Below are 15,968 nucleotides of genomic sequence, written 5' to 3'. Positions count from 1 at the left end.
GCCGTCGTCACCATCATCACCCAAACCGCTCCACCAAAAACGCCACGAAACTGCGCAGCCTGGTCGAGCGGTACCGGTCCGGCAGGTAGACCAGGTTCATCGGCCGGCTCGGCAGCACGAAGGCCGGCAACAGCTGAACCAGCCGGCCGGCACGCACATCTCCTTCCAGCAATATCGCCGGCTGCAGCACGATGCCCAAGCCGTGCAGCGCGGCTACGCGCAGCGCCTGGCCCAGGTTGACCTGCAGGCGCCCGGATACCGCAACAAGATGCGCGCCGTCGCCGTCACTCATGCGCCACTGCGTTACCGCAGCAGGGGAAAACGACAGGCATTCGTGCGCAGCCAGATCTTCGGGGTGCAGCGGCGTGCCCCTGCGCGCCAGGTAGGCCGGCGCCGCGCAGATCATCAACCGGTACGGCGCCAGTGCCCGCGCAACCAGGGCCGAGTCGGGCAAGTTGCCGATCCGGATGGCCACATCAAAACCCTCTTCAACCAGATCGGCCACGCGGTCGTTCAGGACCACGTCGACGCTCACGTCGGGGTAGCGCGACAGATAATCGGCCAGTGCCGGCATCAGCGCGTCGGTGCCGAAACTGACGGGCGCGGTGACGCGCAGCTTGCCGGCCGGTGTCGCCTGCAGGTCCTGCGCCTGTGCATGGGTCTCTGCCACCAGCCGCAGGATTTCCTTGCAGCGCGCATAGTAATCTGTCCCGAATGCCGTCACATGCTGCCGCCGCGTGGTGCGCTGCAGCAGCTGCATGCCCAACTGCTGCTCGAGCGCGCGCACGTGGTTGCCGGCCATGGTGGCCGACATGCCGCACACCAGCGCGGCCGCGCTGAGGCTGCCCTTGTCGACCGCTGCCACGTACACCTTCATGCTGTCCAGCAAATCCATTTACAAGCCTCACTGTCAGATCGATCAAGTGAATCGCAGTTTATCTCAATTCCTTTTTAAATAAGACTGGTCGCTCCTCAACCATGGAGAACGTCATGCCTCAAACACCATCCCTGCGCTTTGCCGGTCGCACGGTCCTGATCACCGGCGGCGGCACCGGCATGGGCAAGGCCGCCGCGCTGCGCTTCGGGCGCGAAGGCGCCAATGTCGTCATTGCCGGACGGCGCGCTGGACCACTGCAGGACGTTGCGGCAAGCATTGCAGCGGCAGGCGGTAGCGCGCTGGCCATTCCGGCCGATGTCGCCGACCCGGAGCAAGTTGCCGCGCTGGTGCGGCAGACCGTCGCCACGTTCGGCGCCTTGCATATGGCGTGGAATAACGCCGGCGTGCTGGGCGCCTTCGCACCGATACAGGACATGGAAATGGCCGAATTCGACGACGTGATGGCCACCAACCTGCGCGGCGTGTTCGCGTGCCTGAAATGCGAAATCGGCGCGATGCTCGAAGCAGGTGTGGGCGGCGCCATCGTCAACACGTCATCGTGGACGGCGCATGGCGCGATGCCGGGTCTGGCGGCCTATGCCGGCGCAAAAGCGGCGCTCGATGCGATGACCCGCACGGCGGCGGTGGAACTCGGGGCGCAGCAAATTCGCATCAACAACGTCAGTCCCGGCATCATCGCAACACCCATGGCAAGCGGCGTCCTCGCCACCGAAACGGCGGCGCTGCCGTTCCGCCAGCACACCCCGTTGCAGCGCATCGGGCAGCCGGAAGAAGTCGCCGACGCTGTTGTCTGGCTGCTCTCGGACGAGGCGCGCTTCGTCACGGGGCAAAGCCTGCTGATCGACGGCGGCTTCACGCTGGGCGGGCTACGTCCCTGGTTCCGCGATTTCGTGGCGGCACATACTTGAAGACGGTGTAACGAGCAATCCTCAGGTTGGGGCGCTGTCCCTGGCGCGCGCGCGCCAGCGCGCCGCACCCAGCCCGCCCAGGAACACCAGCCACAAAAGCGCCATCACCAGCAGCGATCCAGTCTCGCTATCGACGCCAGCGGGCAGCGCGATTTCCAGCCTATGCGCTATCGACAAAATGGCCAGAACGCTCGCTGCGCCTGCCAGAACGCAGCGCAGCCGCGCCAGCGCCACTGGCCGCGCGCGGGCCAGCAGAAGCAGCGGCGGCAGCACCAGCGCCAGCGCCAGCAACTGCATCGCCTCGATCCCGAGGTTGAATGCCAGCAGCGCCTGCGCGTGCTGCCAGGGCGTCAGGCCGGCGCCCGCCAGGCTGGCGGAAAACGCCAGCCCGTGGACCGCGCCGAAGCCGAGCGCCATCCACGCCTCGGCCCGCGCAAACAGGGGCCGCCAGGCGTGCCAGGCCGCCAGCGCGATGGTCAGCGCCACCGCCACGTCCATCGCGCCAGCCGGCACCGCGATCGATCCGGCGCTGCCCGCCACCAGCGTGATGGTGTGCCCCAGCGTGAACGCCGTGATGACGACGGCCAGCGGCCGCAGCGCGCGCCAGCGGCGGCCGCTGGCCGTCAGCGGCGCGGCCAGCACCAGCATCAGCAGGAACACAAGGTGGTCGACACCGGTCGCGCTATGCGCGATGCCGCTGACGAACAGGCGCGTCACACTGCTGCCTGGCGCATCGAGTACCAGCGGCAGCGTCGTGCGGCCGTAGCGCAGTTCGCCCAGCAGCAGCGGCGCCTGCCCGGAGAAGCCGCCCTGCCAGTCATTACGCAGGAACACCAGCACGCGGTGGGTGCGCACTTCGTGGGTGATGATGTCGTAGACCAGTTCGGGCCGGCGCAGGAGCAAGACGCCGGGCGGCGCGCGCACCTCGAACACGGCTTCCAGCCCGGCCGCCGGGCCGCTGCCCGTCAGCGCCAGGCGCGGGCGCAGTACCTGCCAGCTGGCGCCGCCGCTGCGCACCCCGATATGCTGCAGCAGGTAGCCAGACAGCGCATCGCCACCCTGTGCCAGGATGGTCTGCTGGCCGAGCGCATCCTGGCCGAACACAAAACCCAGCCGGCTCAAGGGCAGCTGGGCGGTAATCTGCAAGCCAGTTGGCGTGGTGTCGATCCAGACCAGGCTTTGCGGCGTCGGGTGCGCGCCGGCCGCGCTGCACCACAGGCACAGCAAGCACGCGAACAAATACTTAGCCACACTTGCCCCCGTAATCGGCGAACTTGTCGCGCCAGATCGTGTGGTAGTGAATGTCGTTGCTGACGACAACGCCGCGTTGCACCGAAAATTCGATCCACACGCGCGGTCCTTCGATGCGCAGGTAATTCCCGTTGACCGTCAGCGAGCCGGTGCCGGCATACGCCACCCAGGTCTGCGCCAGCGCTTCGCTGCTCAGATATGCACCCAACAAGGTGTTCGCGTTATCCAGCGCCTGCATGTTGACGTAGGACCGGATCGCCGCCTGCGCCAGTGCCTGGTCGGTGGCCGACAGGCTCGAATACAGCGCGCCGTGGCTGGTCACGCCCTCGTACGCGCGCGGGCAGCTGGCGTCGACGCCGTCGGCCCCGAACAGCAGGTCGGCGTAGGTGCCGGCCAGTTGCGCGGCCGGGTAGTTGACCAGCGCGGCGCCCAGGTCGGCCATGCTGCTGCGCTGGGCCAGCAACGGATCGTAGGTCACGCCGCCCACCACGAACGACGCCTTCGGCTCGATGCCGAGGAACAGCGGCGTGGGCCCGTTGTAGCTGCCGTTGTACGCCAGGTTCCAGGTCAGGTGGTGGCCGCTCATTTGCAGCATCCAGAAGCCGGTCGACGACGGCGCGCCGAGGAAAGCGACATGGTAATTGCCGTTACCATCGCCGGCGCCGCCACCAATTGCCGCGAGATAGTCGTCGGCCGCCTGCATGCCCGACTGCAGCGAGCTGCCGGTGTCGCCCAGCGCGACCTTCACCAGCGCCGTCGCCGCCGCCAGCTGGGCCGTGCTGAGCGTGCCCAGTGCAATGCCATTCCTGGCGACCAAGCCGGCTGGCAAATTCGACCATTTGCGCGCCGTGTCGAGGCTCCAGGGCAGCTGCACCGTGGCTTGCTGGGCCGCCGTCAGCGTGCCGTAGAACGCCATCGCTGCCATATAGGTAGCCAGGCTGTGCGGCGTGGTGCTGGCGGCGGCGGTAACGTCGAGCGCCGCCGCCGCGCTGGTGCTGCTGCCGCTGGCATTCGTGATGACCACGTCGTAGCTGCCGGCGTCGCTGGCCCTGGCGATCGCGATGGTGTAGCTGACCGCGCTGGCGCCGGCCAGCGTGACGCCGTTCTTGCGCCACTGGTACGCCATGGTCCCACTGCCGCGCACCGCGACGGTCAGCGTCACGCTGGCGCCCAGCGCCACCGACTGCGAGGCCGGCTGCGCCACGATGACCGGCACGCCGCTGCTGGACGCCAGCGTCAGCGTTGCCGTGGTGCTGGTCACGCTGCCGGCGCTGTTGCTGACGACGACGTCGTAGCTGCCGGCATCCGCGCTGGCCGCCGCCGCAAGGGTATAGGTGGCCGCCGTGGCGCCAACAATCGCGACGCCGCCACGGCGCCACTGGTAAACGAGGGTGCCGCCGCCGCTGGCGCTGACCGTCAGCGTGGCCGCCTGCCCGGCCGTCACAATCGAGGCCGCGGGCTGGGTGGCGATGGCCGGCGCGGCCACGATGGTGGTGATCGTGATGCTGTCGATCGCGCTGTCAGCGCTGTTGCTGCCGCAGCTCGATAGCAACAGGCACGCTGTCAGCAGCGCGATGGAATATAAACGGTTTAACATGAAAAAGCCTTCTGCGATCGTGCACCGATTGTAGGAGGCCAGTGCAGGCAGTGATACTGCATGCGGAGTAAATGCATGTAAAACGGTGTAAGTACGCGCCGCTCGGCCGCACGCCGGCGCAGTTGCCCTGACGGTTTTGTCGAGCTTATTTACAGTTGCCCGGCGCCGATCCGGTCATTTTTCTTCAAGTATCTGAAACTGTTCAGGATTTCCTCATCGGCACGGTTCGTGCATGGGCATTTCCAGAGCGCCGGCCCGCAGGTGCGATTTGACCAGGAGCTGCCATGTACGCAGACATACCGTTTCTAGAACGGCGCCCCGGCAGCACCGAACTGGTCGTGCTGCTGCACGGTTTGCGCAACCGCAGCGACCGCCTGCGTGACGTGCGCGCCGTGATCCGCCAGCATCAGCCGGGCGCCGACCTGTACGCCCCGGCCATGCCGATCCGGCACCTGTCATGCCGCATTCCGGCCGCCGAGCTGGTCGCCGACCTCACCGACGCCATCGATTTCATCGTGGCTGCACGGCCGCAGCTGAACGGCTACAAGAGCATTACGCTCGTCGGCCACAGCGTCGGGGCAGTTTTTGCGCGCAAAATGGCGATCGTCGCTTACGGCGAACAGATCGACGCCAACGGCGCCGTGCCGGCACCGTTCGAGGCGCCGCTGACACGGTTCAGACAAGCGCGCGCGTGGGCCCGGCGTATCCGCCGGGTGGTGCTGCTGGCCGGCATGAACCGCGGCTGGAGCACCGAGTCGGGCCGCAATACGCTGACCAGTTTCAGGTTCGGGCTGGGCCAGTTCGTCGGCGAACTGTTGGGCGGTAACTTCACCATCTTTTCGATCCGCCGCGGCGCCCCCTTCCTGGTGCAAACGCGTTTGCAATGGCTGGCGTTGATGAATACCGATTACGGCGGCCGGCCTGCCATCACCATCGTCCAGCTGCTCGGCACCGTGGACGAGGCGGTGGCGCCGAACGACAGCATCGACTTCGCCATCGACGGCATCAACAATGCCGGCCACGCCGCCACCTATAACTACCTGGAAGTGCGCCATTCGGGACACCATGACATCGTTTGCATGGCGCCCACCGGCTCGAAAGCCACGGAGCTGGCGCGCAAGGCGCGGCGCGAACAATTCCTGGCAGCCTTGCGCGCGACGCCGCTGCAACTGGCCGCCTGCCGCATCAACCGCGAGCAGATGGAAGACACGCTGCCGCCGCCACCCGACCCGGCCGTCAGGAACATGGTGTTCGTCGTGCACGGCATCCGTGACAAAGGCTTCTGGACCAAGAAAATTGCCCGCACCATCAAGGAAGAAGCGGCCAGCGCGGGCCAGCGCTTCGAATCCTGGACCGAAGGCTACGGCTACTTTGCGATGCTGCCCTTCCTGTTGAAAAGCGTCCGCCAGCGCAAGGTGGAGTGGCTGATGGACCGCTACTGCGAAGCGCGCGCGCGTTATCCGAACGCCGCGTTTCACTATGTCGGGCACGCGAACGGGACCTATCTCGCCGCCAAAGCGCTGTGCGATTATCCGGCCGCGGCGTTTTCCCGGATCGTGTTTGCGGGCAGCGTGGTGCGGCGCGACTACGACTGGCAGAGCCTGATCCAGTCGCGCCGCGTGGGCCAGGTGCTCAATTACGTGTCGACCGCCGACTGGGTGGTTGCCGTATTCGGCAGCGGCTTGCAAAAAATGACGGCGTTCGATATCGGCAGCGCCGGCCACGACGGCTTTCACAATCCACTGGTCACCCAGGCCAACTTCATCGAGGGCGGCCACGGCGCCGGCCACCAGGAAGCCGCGTGGGACGACATTGGCCGCTTCATCGTGCATGGCACGCTGCCGGACACGCACAAGGCGCCGTTCCAGGTCGAGAAAACCTGGCTCACGCGGCAATTGGGACGGGCATCCGGGATCGCGCTGCCGGTCCTGTTCTTTGTTTTTCCGATCGCGCTGCTGGGGTCGCTGGGTTGGCTGATGTCGCTGCCGGAATCCCAACTGAGCATCGTCGCGTGTACCCTGGGTGCGGTAGCGCTGGTGCGCTTCCTGCGGTTTTTTGTTACGCGGTTTTAGCTATCGGCGCCCTGGTACGAGCGCTGCTCCGCTTCCTCGTCGCGCGCCAGCGCGATTTCGCGCATGACGGCGCCGACATCGGTCGGCGTGTCCGGCAGCGCGACGAAGCCGGTCAGCTTCACGTCCGGCGTCAGCAAGCCGGCCTCGTAGAGGTTCCAGATCTCCAGGCCATACTGGCTGCCGATTAATTGCGGCACGACGGCGCCGAAGAAGTCGGCGAGATTGGTCACGTCGCGCTCGAGCATGCCTTGCGCCACCGAGCTGCCGGCCGCATCGATTGCCTGCGGCAGGTCGATGATCACCGGGCCCTGCGCGTCGACCAGGATGTTGTACTCGGACAGGTCGCCGTGAATGACGCCGGCGCACAGCATCAGCACCACCTGGTGCAACAGCGCGGCGTGGTATTCCAGCGCCAGCGCCTCGGTCAGTGGCACGTCGTTCAGGCGCGGGGCGGCGTTGCCGTCGGCGTCGACGACGAGTTCCATCAGCAGCACGCCTTCGAAGCAGATGTAGGGTGTCGGCACGCGCACGCCGGCGGCGGCCAGGCGGTACAGGGCATCGACTTCGGCGTTCTGCCAGGTCTCCTCGGCCATCTTGCGCCCGAACTTGGTGCCCTTTTCCATCGCGCGCGCCTGGCGGCTGTTTTTGACGCGCCGGCCTTCCTGGTAAGCGACCGCCTGGTGAAAGCTGCGCTGGTTGGCTTCCTTGTACACCTTGGCGCAGCGCACGTCGTCGCCGCAGCGCACCACGTAGACGATGGCTTCCTTGCCGCTCATGAGCTGGCGCGAAACTTCATCGATCAGGCCTTCGTCGATCAGGGGAACAAGTCGCTTTGGAGGTTTCATGGATTCTGCGTGGCGGCGCGCGTGCGGCATGCGGCGCGGCCAGGGTGCGCTTTACTGGTGGTTGGTTGGGCGCCGTCCGCGACAAACGGGACGGATGTGGGTGCGCAGGCAAGCATTTTAACCGACCCGGGATAGTTCCATTGCAAGACGGCACCTGCGGTGCGGCGCACAGGCGCAATCGTCTAACATAGCGGGTCGCCATTCCACGAAACCTACCATGTACGCAGACAGCTTTACGCAATCGGGCCATGTCACCCTGCCCGCGATGGTCGACGCGGCCGAACTGCAGGCCATCGCGGCCATGCTGGCCCAGACGATGGCGCGCCCGCGCGAGATGCTGTCCTTGCCGTGGTGCGCTGCGCTGGCCGACAAGCTGCGCGGCCAGCTGGTCGCGGCCGGCCTGCTCCCTGCCGGTTTCGTCAGTGTGCAATGCACGGCCTTCGAAAAGTCGCGCGACCAGAACTGGCTGGTCGCGCCGCACCAGGACCTGAGCATTCCGGTGGCGCGCCGCGTCGACGATCCGGCACTGAGCGGGTGGTCGGACAAGGATGGTACGCTGTTCGTCCAGCCGCCAGTGGCCGTGCTCGCACAACTGGTCGCCCTGCGCCTGCACATCGACGCTTGCCAGGCCCATGACGGCGCCTTGAAAGTCGTTCCCGGTTCGCACCTGGCGGGCCGGATCCAGGAGGCGGACAAGGCCCACTTGAAGGCGACGCGCGGCGAAGTGGTATGCCCGGTCGCGCCGGGCGGCGGCATGGCGATGCGGCCACTCCTGTTACACGCTTCATCGAAGGCGACCGGGGACAGCCGCCGCCGGGTGCTGCACTTTGTCTTCGGGCCGGCGGTGTTGCCATTTGGTATGGAATGGGCAAGTCCTGAACCGGACAGCAGCGCGCCGCGCTCGGTACGGTAGCGAACGTCGGGCGCAGAATGCCGATGCTACAGTCACGCCATCAAATGCTGTAGATCGGACAACAATGGCAATCACATTGCGCTGCAAGCTGAAAGCAAACCCGCAACCCCAGGCGGCCATTTCCCCATCCATGCTGGCCTTGCTGCGCAGCCTGCAGGAAGAATCGTTCGCCTACTTCGTGCACCAGGTCAATCCGGCGAATGGCCTCATTCGCGACAAAACGGACCAGAGCGCGCCGGCCAGCATCGCCGCCGTGGGCATGGCGCTGACGATCTACCCGATCGGCGTCGAGCGCGGCTTCATGACGCGGCGCGACGCGGTCGCCATCACGCTGGCGACGCTGCGCTTTTTTGCCGGCAGCGAACAAGGTACCGGCGTCGACGCCACCGGCTACAAGGGATTTTATTACCACTTCCTCGACATGCAGAGCGGACGCCGCGTGTGGAATTGCGAGCTCTCGAGCATCGACACAGCCTTGCTGATCGCCGGCATGCTGACCGCCGCCCAGTATTTCGACGGCGCCGATGACGACGAACGCGCCATCGGCGAACTGGCCGACATGCTGTACCGGCGCGTGGACTGGCAGTGGATGCTGGCCGGGTCGCCCCTGCTCTCTCACGGCTACAAGCCGAGGGCGGGCTTTTTGAAGTGGCGCTGGGAGGGTTATAGCGAGGCGCTGATCCTGTACATACTGGCGCTCGGCTCGCCCACCTTTCCCATCGGCGCCGACAGCTACGCCGCCCAGGCCGCATCGTACGAATGGAAGACGGAATACGGCATCGACTACCTGTATGCCGGCCCCTTGTTCATCCACCAGATGTCGCACCTGTGGATCGATTTTCGCGGCCTGCGCGACGACTTCATGCACGCGCACGACAGCGACTACTTCGAAAACAGCCGGCGCGCCACGCACGTCCAGCAACAATACGCCATCCACAACCCAAACGATTTCGCTCACTACAGCGCGCTGTGCTGGGGCTTCACCGCCAGCGACGGCCCCGGCAACAAGGTGCTGACGGTGGACGGCGTCAAGCGCCGCTTCTACAACTACACCGCCCGCGGCGCGCCGTACGGCCCGGACGACGGCACCGTCGCGCCCTGGGTGGCCGCCGCCAGCTTGCCGTTCGCGCCCGAGATCGTGGTGCCGACGATCGAATTTTTCCACAAGCTGCCCTTGTGCGAAGTCGACCCGTACGGCTTCAAGGCCTCGTTTTCGGCCGCGTACAAGGCGCCGGGCATGGACCATCCTGGCTGGGTCTCGCCCTACCACTTCGGCATCAACGAGGGCCCGACGGTGATCATGATCGACAACCACCTACACGACTTCACCTGGAAGCTGATGCGCTCGAACCGGTACCTGCGCGACGGTTTGAAGCGCGCAGGATTTCGCGGCGGCTGGCTGGACCAACCGCCCCATCGAACGCATCAGTCTTGAAGCGGATTGCCCTACTCACCATGGCAGCTGGGTACCGTCGTAGGATCGAAAAGCGCCGCTGTCGTCAGGCACCAAGCCGTCAAGCACATGCAGCATCTCCGTGGCGGCAAGGTCTGCCGCGCGGCCAATGGTTTCGCCGCGAAACGGGCGCGACAGTCGCGAATTGACGGTACCTGGGTGCAACGCGACCAGGACGCTGTTCTGCTGCGTGCGCGCCACTTCGATGGCGGCGGTCTTGACCATCATGTTCAGTGCCGATTTCGAGGCGCGGTAGCTGTACCAGCCCCCGAGCCGGTTGTCGCCGATGCTGCCCACCTTGGCCGACAGCATGGCCATGATGGCGCGTTCACGGTCGAGCAGCGGCACGAAGTGGCGCAGCAGCAGCGCCGGGCCGAAGGTGTTGGCCTGGAAGGTGGCCTGCATCTGCGCGTAACTGAGGTCGGCCAGGCGCTTTTCCGGCATGAAATCTTCACTGTGCAGCAAGCCGGCGGCGTTGATGATCAGGTGGAAACGCGGGCCGGCAGACAGCGCGCTGGCGGCACGGGCAATGCTGTCTTCGTCGGCGAAGTCGATGGGCGGCTGGGAATGGCGGTGCAGGCCGGTGACGCTGGCGCAGCGGGGCGAGGCTTGCAGCAGGTCGACGAAGGCAGCGCCGATGGTGCCGGAGGCGCCGATGATCAGGGCGTGGAATTGGTCGGGCAGGCTGGACATCATGATCGGGTTCCGTTCGCGCATTGGTTCGAATCTGCATGATGCACGCCTGGCGGCTGGTGTTGTCTGCCGCCAGACCAGAATCGGAAAAATAAGCGCGTCAACCAGGTGTCGGGCGGGCGGCCTGCTGTTGCGCTGGCTTTTCAGACCGGGCAAGCCGCAGCCAGTGCGGCACCGGGGCCTGGGAAGCGGCGCTGATCAATACCCTGAGCGCCGGCGATCACGTGCTGATGTACGAAACCAGCCACTTCGCCACGCTGTGAAAAAAATGGCCGAAGCGCTGGGCGGGAAGCCCGCGTTCCTGGACTTGCCCGGCATCCAAGGCTGGCACCACGGCGTCGATACGGACGCCATCGAAACGCGCCTGCGCCGCGCGATCGACAACGCCTGAGTGCAGCGGCACCGCCAGCGGCATGATGAAAACCGGCTCGGCCATGGCGGCCATCCTGTCGCCGGTGGTATCGGGCTACATCATCGACCAGACCGGCAACTGGCAACTGCACTTCATCGTCAGCATCGTCCTGCCGGGCACGCCAGCGGCCACCGAGGCCGAGGTACTCTCGAGCATTGGGGGCATGGGCGCCGCCATCGAAATCGTCTCGAGCAGGCTGGCCGGCTGGCCCGACGGGTCGAAGCTGACGCAGCTGGCGGACTTGCAGAACCACGGCGCACTGGTCATTGGCGAGTTCATCTACTACCGCGACGATGTCGATTTCATCAACCCGGCGGCGTATTTGCAACTCGATGGCCGCGACATTTTCAGCGGCCCCGCCGCCAACCCGGCCGGCGACCCGCGCCGCTTGCTGCACTGGCTGGTCAAGCACTGCAACGCCCAGAACATCGCGCTTCCGGCTGGCACGGTCGTCAAGGCGGGCTCTTACACGGGATCTACTTCGCGAAATAACCGGGTAAACTCACCGGCCAGATCGCCGGCCTGCCACCTGTCTCCTTCGACATTCGCTGATGGCGGCGATTGTTGTTGTGCCGTGCGGAATCCTTGCTATAATACGCGGCTTCGTGAAAGCGAAGGCAGGACACCAGGAGAGGTGGATGAGCGGTTGAAGTCGCACGCCTGGAAAGCGTGTATAGGGTCAAACCTATCGGGGGTTCGAATCCCCCTCTCTCCGCCAAGATTTGGAACAAGCTGTAAGCTGTTGAATGCAAAGGGTTTTCTGGCCAAGCATCTCCCCTAGTTGGAGTAGTGTTTTGGAGTACCAGAAAACCCTTTTTTCATTTCGCATTCATATAGCCCCCCCCTCCTCCTTTTCTGATGACTCGCATCCCTTGCCACTCTTGGAGGGTGTAGGTAGGCTAATTAGCTGTTATCCTTAGCCTACCTTGGGTTGTCCCTGCGTTACTCGTTAGAAGTCCGCCGCGCTTCCATCGTCGGTATCGTCAGGCTCACCGTAGTCATACCCAAGCACCTCAGGGTCGATGCCGTATTCCTCGCAGAAAGAAATTGCAAGGTTGGGATCGTATGCCTCAAGTGCCATCCACAGCGCCCTAGGGTACTTGCTCAATTCCCTTCCAAACGTCTTTTTCAGCTGCTCGGCAATGTGCCGTGCCTTCCTATCCAGCCATTCGTTTCCGTTGCCGAACTCGGAATCATTCCCATCAAACCTAGCCCTTGCAGTGGGCCAGTCCATAGACCCCACATGCCCAAGGTTCGTTTTCGCAACCAGCACATCCCGCACCTTCCGCATCGTGACCACAGTCGCCCGCGATGCAAGGGAGACTTCAGCTGTGACGTTAATGGACAACGTGGACCCGATAACCAGCCGCCATGCAGCGTTCGTCTTTTCCTTTGCTGACATCGTCAGCTTGTCGTGAGAGTTCGCCCTAAGTGCTTCGCCTACAGCCTCGTCTAATGACCCCTCAAACGCTTTTACAGGAATAGGTTCATCGAACTGATACTCGCTGTACGCCATGAGCCTATGGTGGCCGTCGATGACGACCCAAGCATCGCCAACCCAAAATACAGTGAGCGGTTCAAACGGCTTCCCTGAGGTGTTCTTGAGACTTTTGAGCAAAGCTTTAGTGTGGGAATCGCTTGCCCATTCACTACCCGACCGGTGTTGAAATACCCGGTCTTCGATCATAATTTCATTAATGCGAAGGGTTAATGGATGCCCAGGGGGAAAAGTTCCTTTGGCGATCCTAACCTCTAATTCTTGTTTGTATGCAAGCCAGTTGTCCACGTGATCCTACTTTCCATGCGCTTCTTTGGGTTACCCAAAGTGTTGATTTATTCAGCGAACGGGAAAGCCGTGCGACCTCACAAGAGACTACATTTGGACACCCAATATAAGCAACTTTGGGGGTGCAACCGCCCCGGCTATAGCATAGCCAAAGGATAAACTAGTCTTCAATGTGCGGCACGGTCTAAGCCATTGCTGTTCGTATGCGCATGGTTCTGTGTGCTGGTGGTAGTGGTCGGTGAGGTTCGGGGAAAGTGTGATTCTACGCTCTTTGATGGCAAAGCCCAGCCGGTTAAAACGCTGTTTTCAGGATGCGGTAAACGCTGGCGATTCCGATGCCACAAGCCCCCGCGATCTCCTGCTTGGTGTTGCCCTTGGCGTGCATGGCGAGTACCTGTGCGGTCTTCTTCTGAGCCGTAGGCGCACGCCCTGTGTACTTGCCCTTAGCCTTCGCGGCGGCGATACCGACCTTCTGGCGCTCAAGCATGTTCTCCCGTTCAAACTGCGCGATGCTGCTGAACAGGTTGAACGTCAGGCGACCTTGGGGCGTACTGGTATCCACCGCCATATCCAGAATGCGCATTGATGCCCCTACAGCGGCCACAGCGGCTTCGATCTCGATCATGTGGATCATTGAACGGGCCACACGGGAAAGGCTCGTAAAGACCAGTACGTCGCCTTTGGTGAGCTTGGCGAGTACCTTTGCGAATTCCGCCCGGTCAGCCATCTTTACGCTGCTGATTTGCTCTTTGTAAATCGACTGGTCGGTACACCCGGCTTCTTTGAGCTTGGCAACCTGATCGGCCAGTCCGGCTACTTGTTCAACTGTTGAGGTGCGTGCGTAGCCGTAGGTGGTCATGGAGATTTACCAAAAGAGTTTAGATCCAGTGATATTATCACTAGACTCTAGTGTTTACAAGGCTTCTGATAGATTCCTGAGGGTTCCCGCTGCTCATCCATTAGACCCTGCCCATGTGATAAGGGATGAGACTTCGATAAATGGCTTCGTTTGCGTAGCTCACTATAGCGAGGTATGCTAGTATTTTATAAAATAACAACTTAAGAAATCTATGAACTTACGCAATCGGTTCCGGCCAATGGGTAGATTTTTGAAGCATTTTGCAGTTTGGGGGTTACTACTTACTCCAATTGTGCTGTATGTCCATACGTTCGGACCAGAAGTAAGCCGTAATCATCAAAGGTGGGCGGAAATGGGTTCCGCAATGTCCGGAATCTACGGGCCGCTGTTAGCACTCATGGCGTTCGCGGTATTGGCTTATCAGTCTATGCTTCAGCAGCAGACGACGAAGCATATGTTTGACCAAGCCCACATTCAGGCCGCAAACGGCGATATTGCTTTCTACCTTGGAAAGTTAGATAGCATATGTAGCAAGCAAGACCCCGCCGGTGTGACGGTAGCGTACCGGCTTATTGACGAATTTGGTTTCCCTCCAGGAACGGACATGCGCGACCCAACTGCGTTGGCTGCGGCAAAGCGATTTCATCGAGATTACCCCCAAATATTCACAGCTTGGATGGCTTACCAGTCGATACTCTCTGGCTTGCAATCAGTTGATGAATCTGCGTACAAAGTAACCCTTAGTAGCGCAAAGCAGAAAGCCATAGTCACCCTGTCGCTTGGTGTTTGTATGGCTCTGGATCAGGGTGTGTGGTGCTGGTGCGAGGGTAGGCTGTTCGGTCCGTATCTGTTTGGCCAAGTGCCTTCGTAGCTACTCAATTTGTGCACTCACATTCCGATGCTCAGACATAGACAAGTTGGTTTTCGTTTCGACATCTAGGGAGAATAGCCAGCTTTGTGCGCAATCAACCGCTTTTACGTCTCTGTTACTGTGCCATGCGAGTCCGGCCAGCGTAAACCTTCCCTCGCTACACGATACTATAGGAACGTCAGTAAGCTTATGGCGTACATCGTTCCCCTGCATCAGCCGTGCGACCTTCGCAGGACGCCGTAGACCCTGATCAGAGACGTCCATGATGAGCAGCATTCCTCTGCCCAAGAGGTCACGCAAGGCTCTACGGTCGTGTTCTACGCCCTTGTCGCGCATCTTTACTACCCTTACTTGCATTCGTACCCCCGCACCGCCACTAACCACTGTATATGCTTTCACGTCGATGATGCGTTCGGGTAAATCGAATGATACTATTCATAATGCAATGGGAGATCTTTCAGCATAAAGAAGTTGCCACCTTCCTTCAATAATTCAAAATATTTTGTTTCATCTAATACTTCGCTTAAAAAGCGTCGAACCGTACCGCGATCTAACTTCAGTTTATTATCCAAATCGTCATACTTATATGCTGTGATTGCCTGTGCACTCGTGTTTAGCCACTGCTGCAAAATAAGCTTCTTATCTACGTCATCGTAGCTATCGGACTCTGTAACTGGTATGTGCCCTGGCTCGACATCAGGGTTGAAACGTCCTAATGTCCTGATTGCACGTCTGATTGATTGACATGCAGGACCCAAATTAGCTGCCATCTCAGCCGGGTCCCGTTTGCTGGAGTAAGTAGCGGGTGTAACGCCTACTAGATCACTTGCGATACGCATCGGATGGGCGTCTGGGGCAACGATGAAACAACGGTTTTTTCCGAGACGCCCAATAAAGAGCCCTAGTTCAAACAAGACGTTATCACGCACGGAATTGGTAGTATTACCGCGCATCTTGATTTCGTCGTCAGGACTAAACACAAAAATAGCAAAGTCTGAGTTGTCTAACTGCTTAATTAGCGAGTCGATTGGCGGAACCGACAACTCAAATATTCCCTGCGGCCAAGCTGTACAATCAGCATCATGCGCAAGATTGGTCTGTATATCATATGCTATGTTTAACCCTTCAGTTGAAGAAGCTATAAAGACTTTTGAATTGTTCAAAGTTCCGTCCGATGATTGGTTAACAAGCTGATTTGTGGGTGTGCCAAGCTCATGCTTCGCGTCTTGATAGATCATACCATTCCGATAACCTTAGTTAGATGTCAAGACCCGCTTGGTTATAGACGCGTTTAACGAATAATTCTGGCTTTTTATCGTGCCAGTTTTTCAGGGCCTGGACAGGCGTTTGGTGATCGAGAGCGCGCTGTGGGATGCTGTTGTTGTAGATTTTTAGGTAGTTGCGCAACGT

Annotated in this window: 14 protein-coding genes, 1 tRNA gene and 3 pseudogenes; 8 read left to right on the top strand and 10 right to left on the bottom strand. The window is 61.6% G+C overall.

From position 1 onward, the window contains the following. Positions 1–16: 16 nt before the first annotated feature. Positions 17–895 carry a LysR family transcriptional regulator gene (locus V6M87_RS01755; RefSeq protein WP_332848004.1) on the bottom strand — a complete coding sequence of 293 codons (879 nt, stop codon included), beginning with the start codon at positions 893–895 and terminating at the stop codon, positions 17–19. Between the two features lie 95 nt (positions 896–990). Here V6M87_RS01755 and V6M87_RS01750 point away from each other — a divergent pair, with 95 nt between their 5' ends. Beyond that, on the top strand, positions 991–1,806 hold the full coding sequence (locus V6M87_RS01750; RefSeq protein WP_332848003.1) for an SDR family NAD(P)-dependent oxidoreductase: 816 nt from the start codon (positions 991–993) through the stop codon (positions 1,804–1,806). 21 nt (positions 1,807–1,827) lie between these two features. On the opposite strand, the gene V6M87_RS01745 is transcribed toward V6M87_RS01750, so the two are convergent. Together V6M87_RS01745 and V6M87_RS01740 are read right to left on the bottom strand one after the other, a co-directional pair. After that, positions 1,828–3,045 (bottom strand): HupE/UreJ family protein, encoded by a 1,218-nt coding sequence (locus V6M87_RS01745; RefSeq protein ID WP_332848002.1) that lies wholly within the window; start codon positions 3,043–3,045, stop codon positions 1,828–1,830. A gap of 4 nt (positions 3,046–3,049) precedes the next feature. Then, on the bottom strand, positions 3,050–4,654 hold the full coding sequence (locus tag V6M87_RS01740; RefSeq protein ID WP_332848001.1) for a DUF3500 domain-containing protein: 1,605 nt from the start codon (positions 4,652–4,654) through the stop codon (positions 3,050–3,052). 284 nt (positions 4,655–4,938) lie between these two features. On the opposite strand from V6M87_RS01740, the gene V6M87_RS01735 reads away from it, so the two are divergent. Beyond that, positions 4,939–6,726 carry a hypothetical protein gene (locus tag V6M87_RS01735; protein WP_332848000.1) on the top strand — a complete coding sequence of 596 codons (1,788 nt, stop codon included), beginning with the start codon at positions 4,939–4,941 and terminating at the stop codon, positions 6,724–6,726. Here the strand turns inward: V6M87_RS01735 and V6M87_RS01730 are convergent. Continuing rightward, on the bottom strand, positions 6,723–7,571 hold the full coding sequence (locus V6M87_RS01730; protein WP_332847999.1) for a PA4780 family RIO1-like protein kinase: 849 nt from the start codon (positions 7,569–7,571) through the stop codon (positions 6,723–6,725). The two genes, V6M87_RS01735 and V6M87_RS01730, sit on opposite strands and share 4 nt — an antisense overlap. A gap of 217 nt (positions 7,572–7,788) precedes the next feature. Between V6M87_RS01730 and V6M87_RS01725 the strand changes: the two genes are divergently transcribed. Further along, positions 7,789–8,484 carry a phytanoyl-CoA dioxygenase family protein gene (locus V6M87_RS01725; RefSeq protein WP_332847998.1) on the top strand — a complete coding sequence of 232 codons (696 nt, stop codon included), beginning with the start codon at positions 7,789–7,791 and terminating at the stop codon, positions 8,482–8,484. A gap of 64 nt (positions 8,485–8,548) precedes the next feature. Continuing rightward, entirely contained in the window at positions 8,549–9,919 is a 1,371-nt protein-coding gene (locus tag V6M87_RS01720; RefSeq protein ID WP_332847997.1) for a glucoamylase family protein, read from the top strand. Between the two features lie 15 nt (positions 9,920–9,934). Here V6M87_RS01720 and V6M87_RS01715 read toward each other — a convergent pair whose 3' ends face one another. Next, a complete protein-coding gene (locus V6M87_RS01715; protein WP_332848315.1) occupies positions 9,935–10,630 on the bottom strand; it encodes an SDR family NAD(P)-dependent oxidoreductase in 696 nt (231 codons plus the stop codon). Between the two features lie 170 nt (positions 10,631–10,800). Between V6M87_RS01715 and V6M87_RS01710 the strand changes: the two are divergent. Then, positions 10,801–11,003 (top strand): annotated as a pseudogene (locus V6M87_RS01710) (serine--glyoxylate aminotransferase); the annotation flags it as partial. Between the two features lie 13 nt (positions 11,004–11,016). Next, positions 11,017–11,160: pseudogene (locus V6M87_RS01705) on the top strand (MFS transporter); the annotation flags it as partial. Here the strand turns inward: V6M87_RS01705 and V6M87_RS01700 are convergent. Then, positions 11,097–11,309, bottom strand: a complete 213-nt coding sequence (locus V6M87_RS01700) for a hypothetical protein (protein ID WP_332847996.1) — start codon at positions 11,307–11,309, stop codon at positions 11,097–11,099. The pseudogene V6M87_RS01705 and the gene V6M87_RS01700 sit on opposite strands and share 64 nt — an antisense overlap. A gap of 361 nt (positions 11,310–11,670) precedes the next feature. On the opposite strand from V6M87_RS01700, the gene V6M87_RS01695 reads away from it, so the two are divergent. Then, positions 11,671–11,760 (top strand) — tRNA-Ser (locus V6M87_RS01695). Positions 11,761–11,991: 231 nt separating this feature from the next. Here V6M87_RS01695 and V6M87_RS01690 read toward each other — a convergent pair. Together V6M87_RS01690 and V6M87_RS01685 are read right to left on the bottom strand one after the other, a co-directional pair. Then, a complete protein-coding gene (locus tag V6M87_RS01690) occupies positions 11,992–12,828 on the bottom strand; it encodes a hypothetical protein (protein ID WP_332847995.1) in 837 nt (278 codons plus the stop codon). A gap of 292 nt (positions 12,829–13,120) precedes the next feature. After that, complete coding sequence (locus V6M87_RS01685; protein ID WP_332847994.1) at positions 13,121–13,687, bottom strand: recombinase family protein; 567 nt, start codon at positions 13,685–13,687, stop codon at positions 13,121–13,123. A 211-nt stretch (positions 13,688–13,898) separates the two neighbouring features. Here V6M87_RS01685 and V6M87_RS01680 point away from each other — a divergent pair, with 211 nt between their 5' ends. Continuing rightward, positions 13,899–14,558, top strand: a complete 660-nt coding sequence (locus V6M87_RS01680; protein WP_332847993.1) for a hypothetical protein — start codon at positions 13,899–13,901, stop codon at positions 14,556–14,558. Between the two features lie 431 nt (positions 14,559–14,989). Here the strand turns inward: V6M87_RS01680 and V6M87_RS01675 are convergent, their stop codons facing one another. Both V6M87_RS01675 and V6M87_RS01670 read right to left on the bottom strand, forming a co-directional pair. Then, positions 14,990–15,796: a nucleotide-binding protein gene (locus tag V6M87_RS01675; RefSeq protein ID WP_332847992.1), complete on the bottom strand. Its 807-nt coding sequence runs from the start codon at positions 15,794–15,796 to the stop codon at positions 14,990–14,992. A gap of 19 nt (positions 15,797–15,815) precedes the next feature. Beyond that, a pseudogene (locus V6M87_RS01670) lies at positions 15,816–15,968 on the bottom strand (IS481 family transposase); the annotation flags it as partial.

It is taken from the genome of Massilia sp. S19_KUP03_FR1, from assembly GCF_036688685.1.
Taxonomy (GTDB): domain Bacteria; phylum Pseudomonadota; class Gammaproteobacteria; order Burkholderiales; family Burkholderiaceae_D; genus JALYUM01.
Note: the sequence above shows the minus strand (reverse complement) of the source record. Positions and strands in the feature narration are given on the sequence as shown.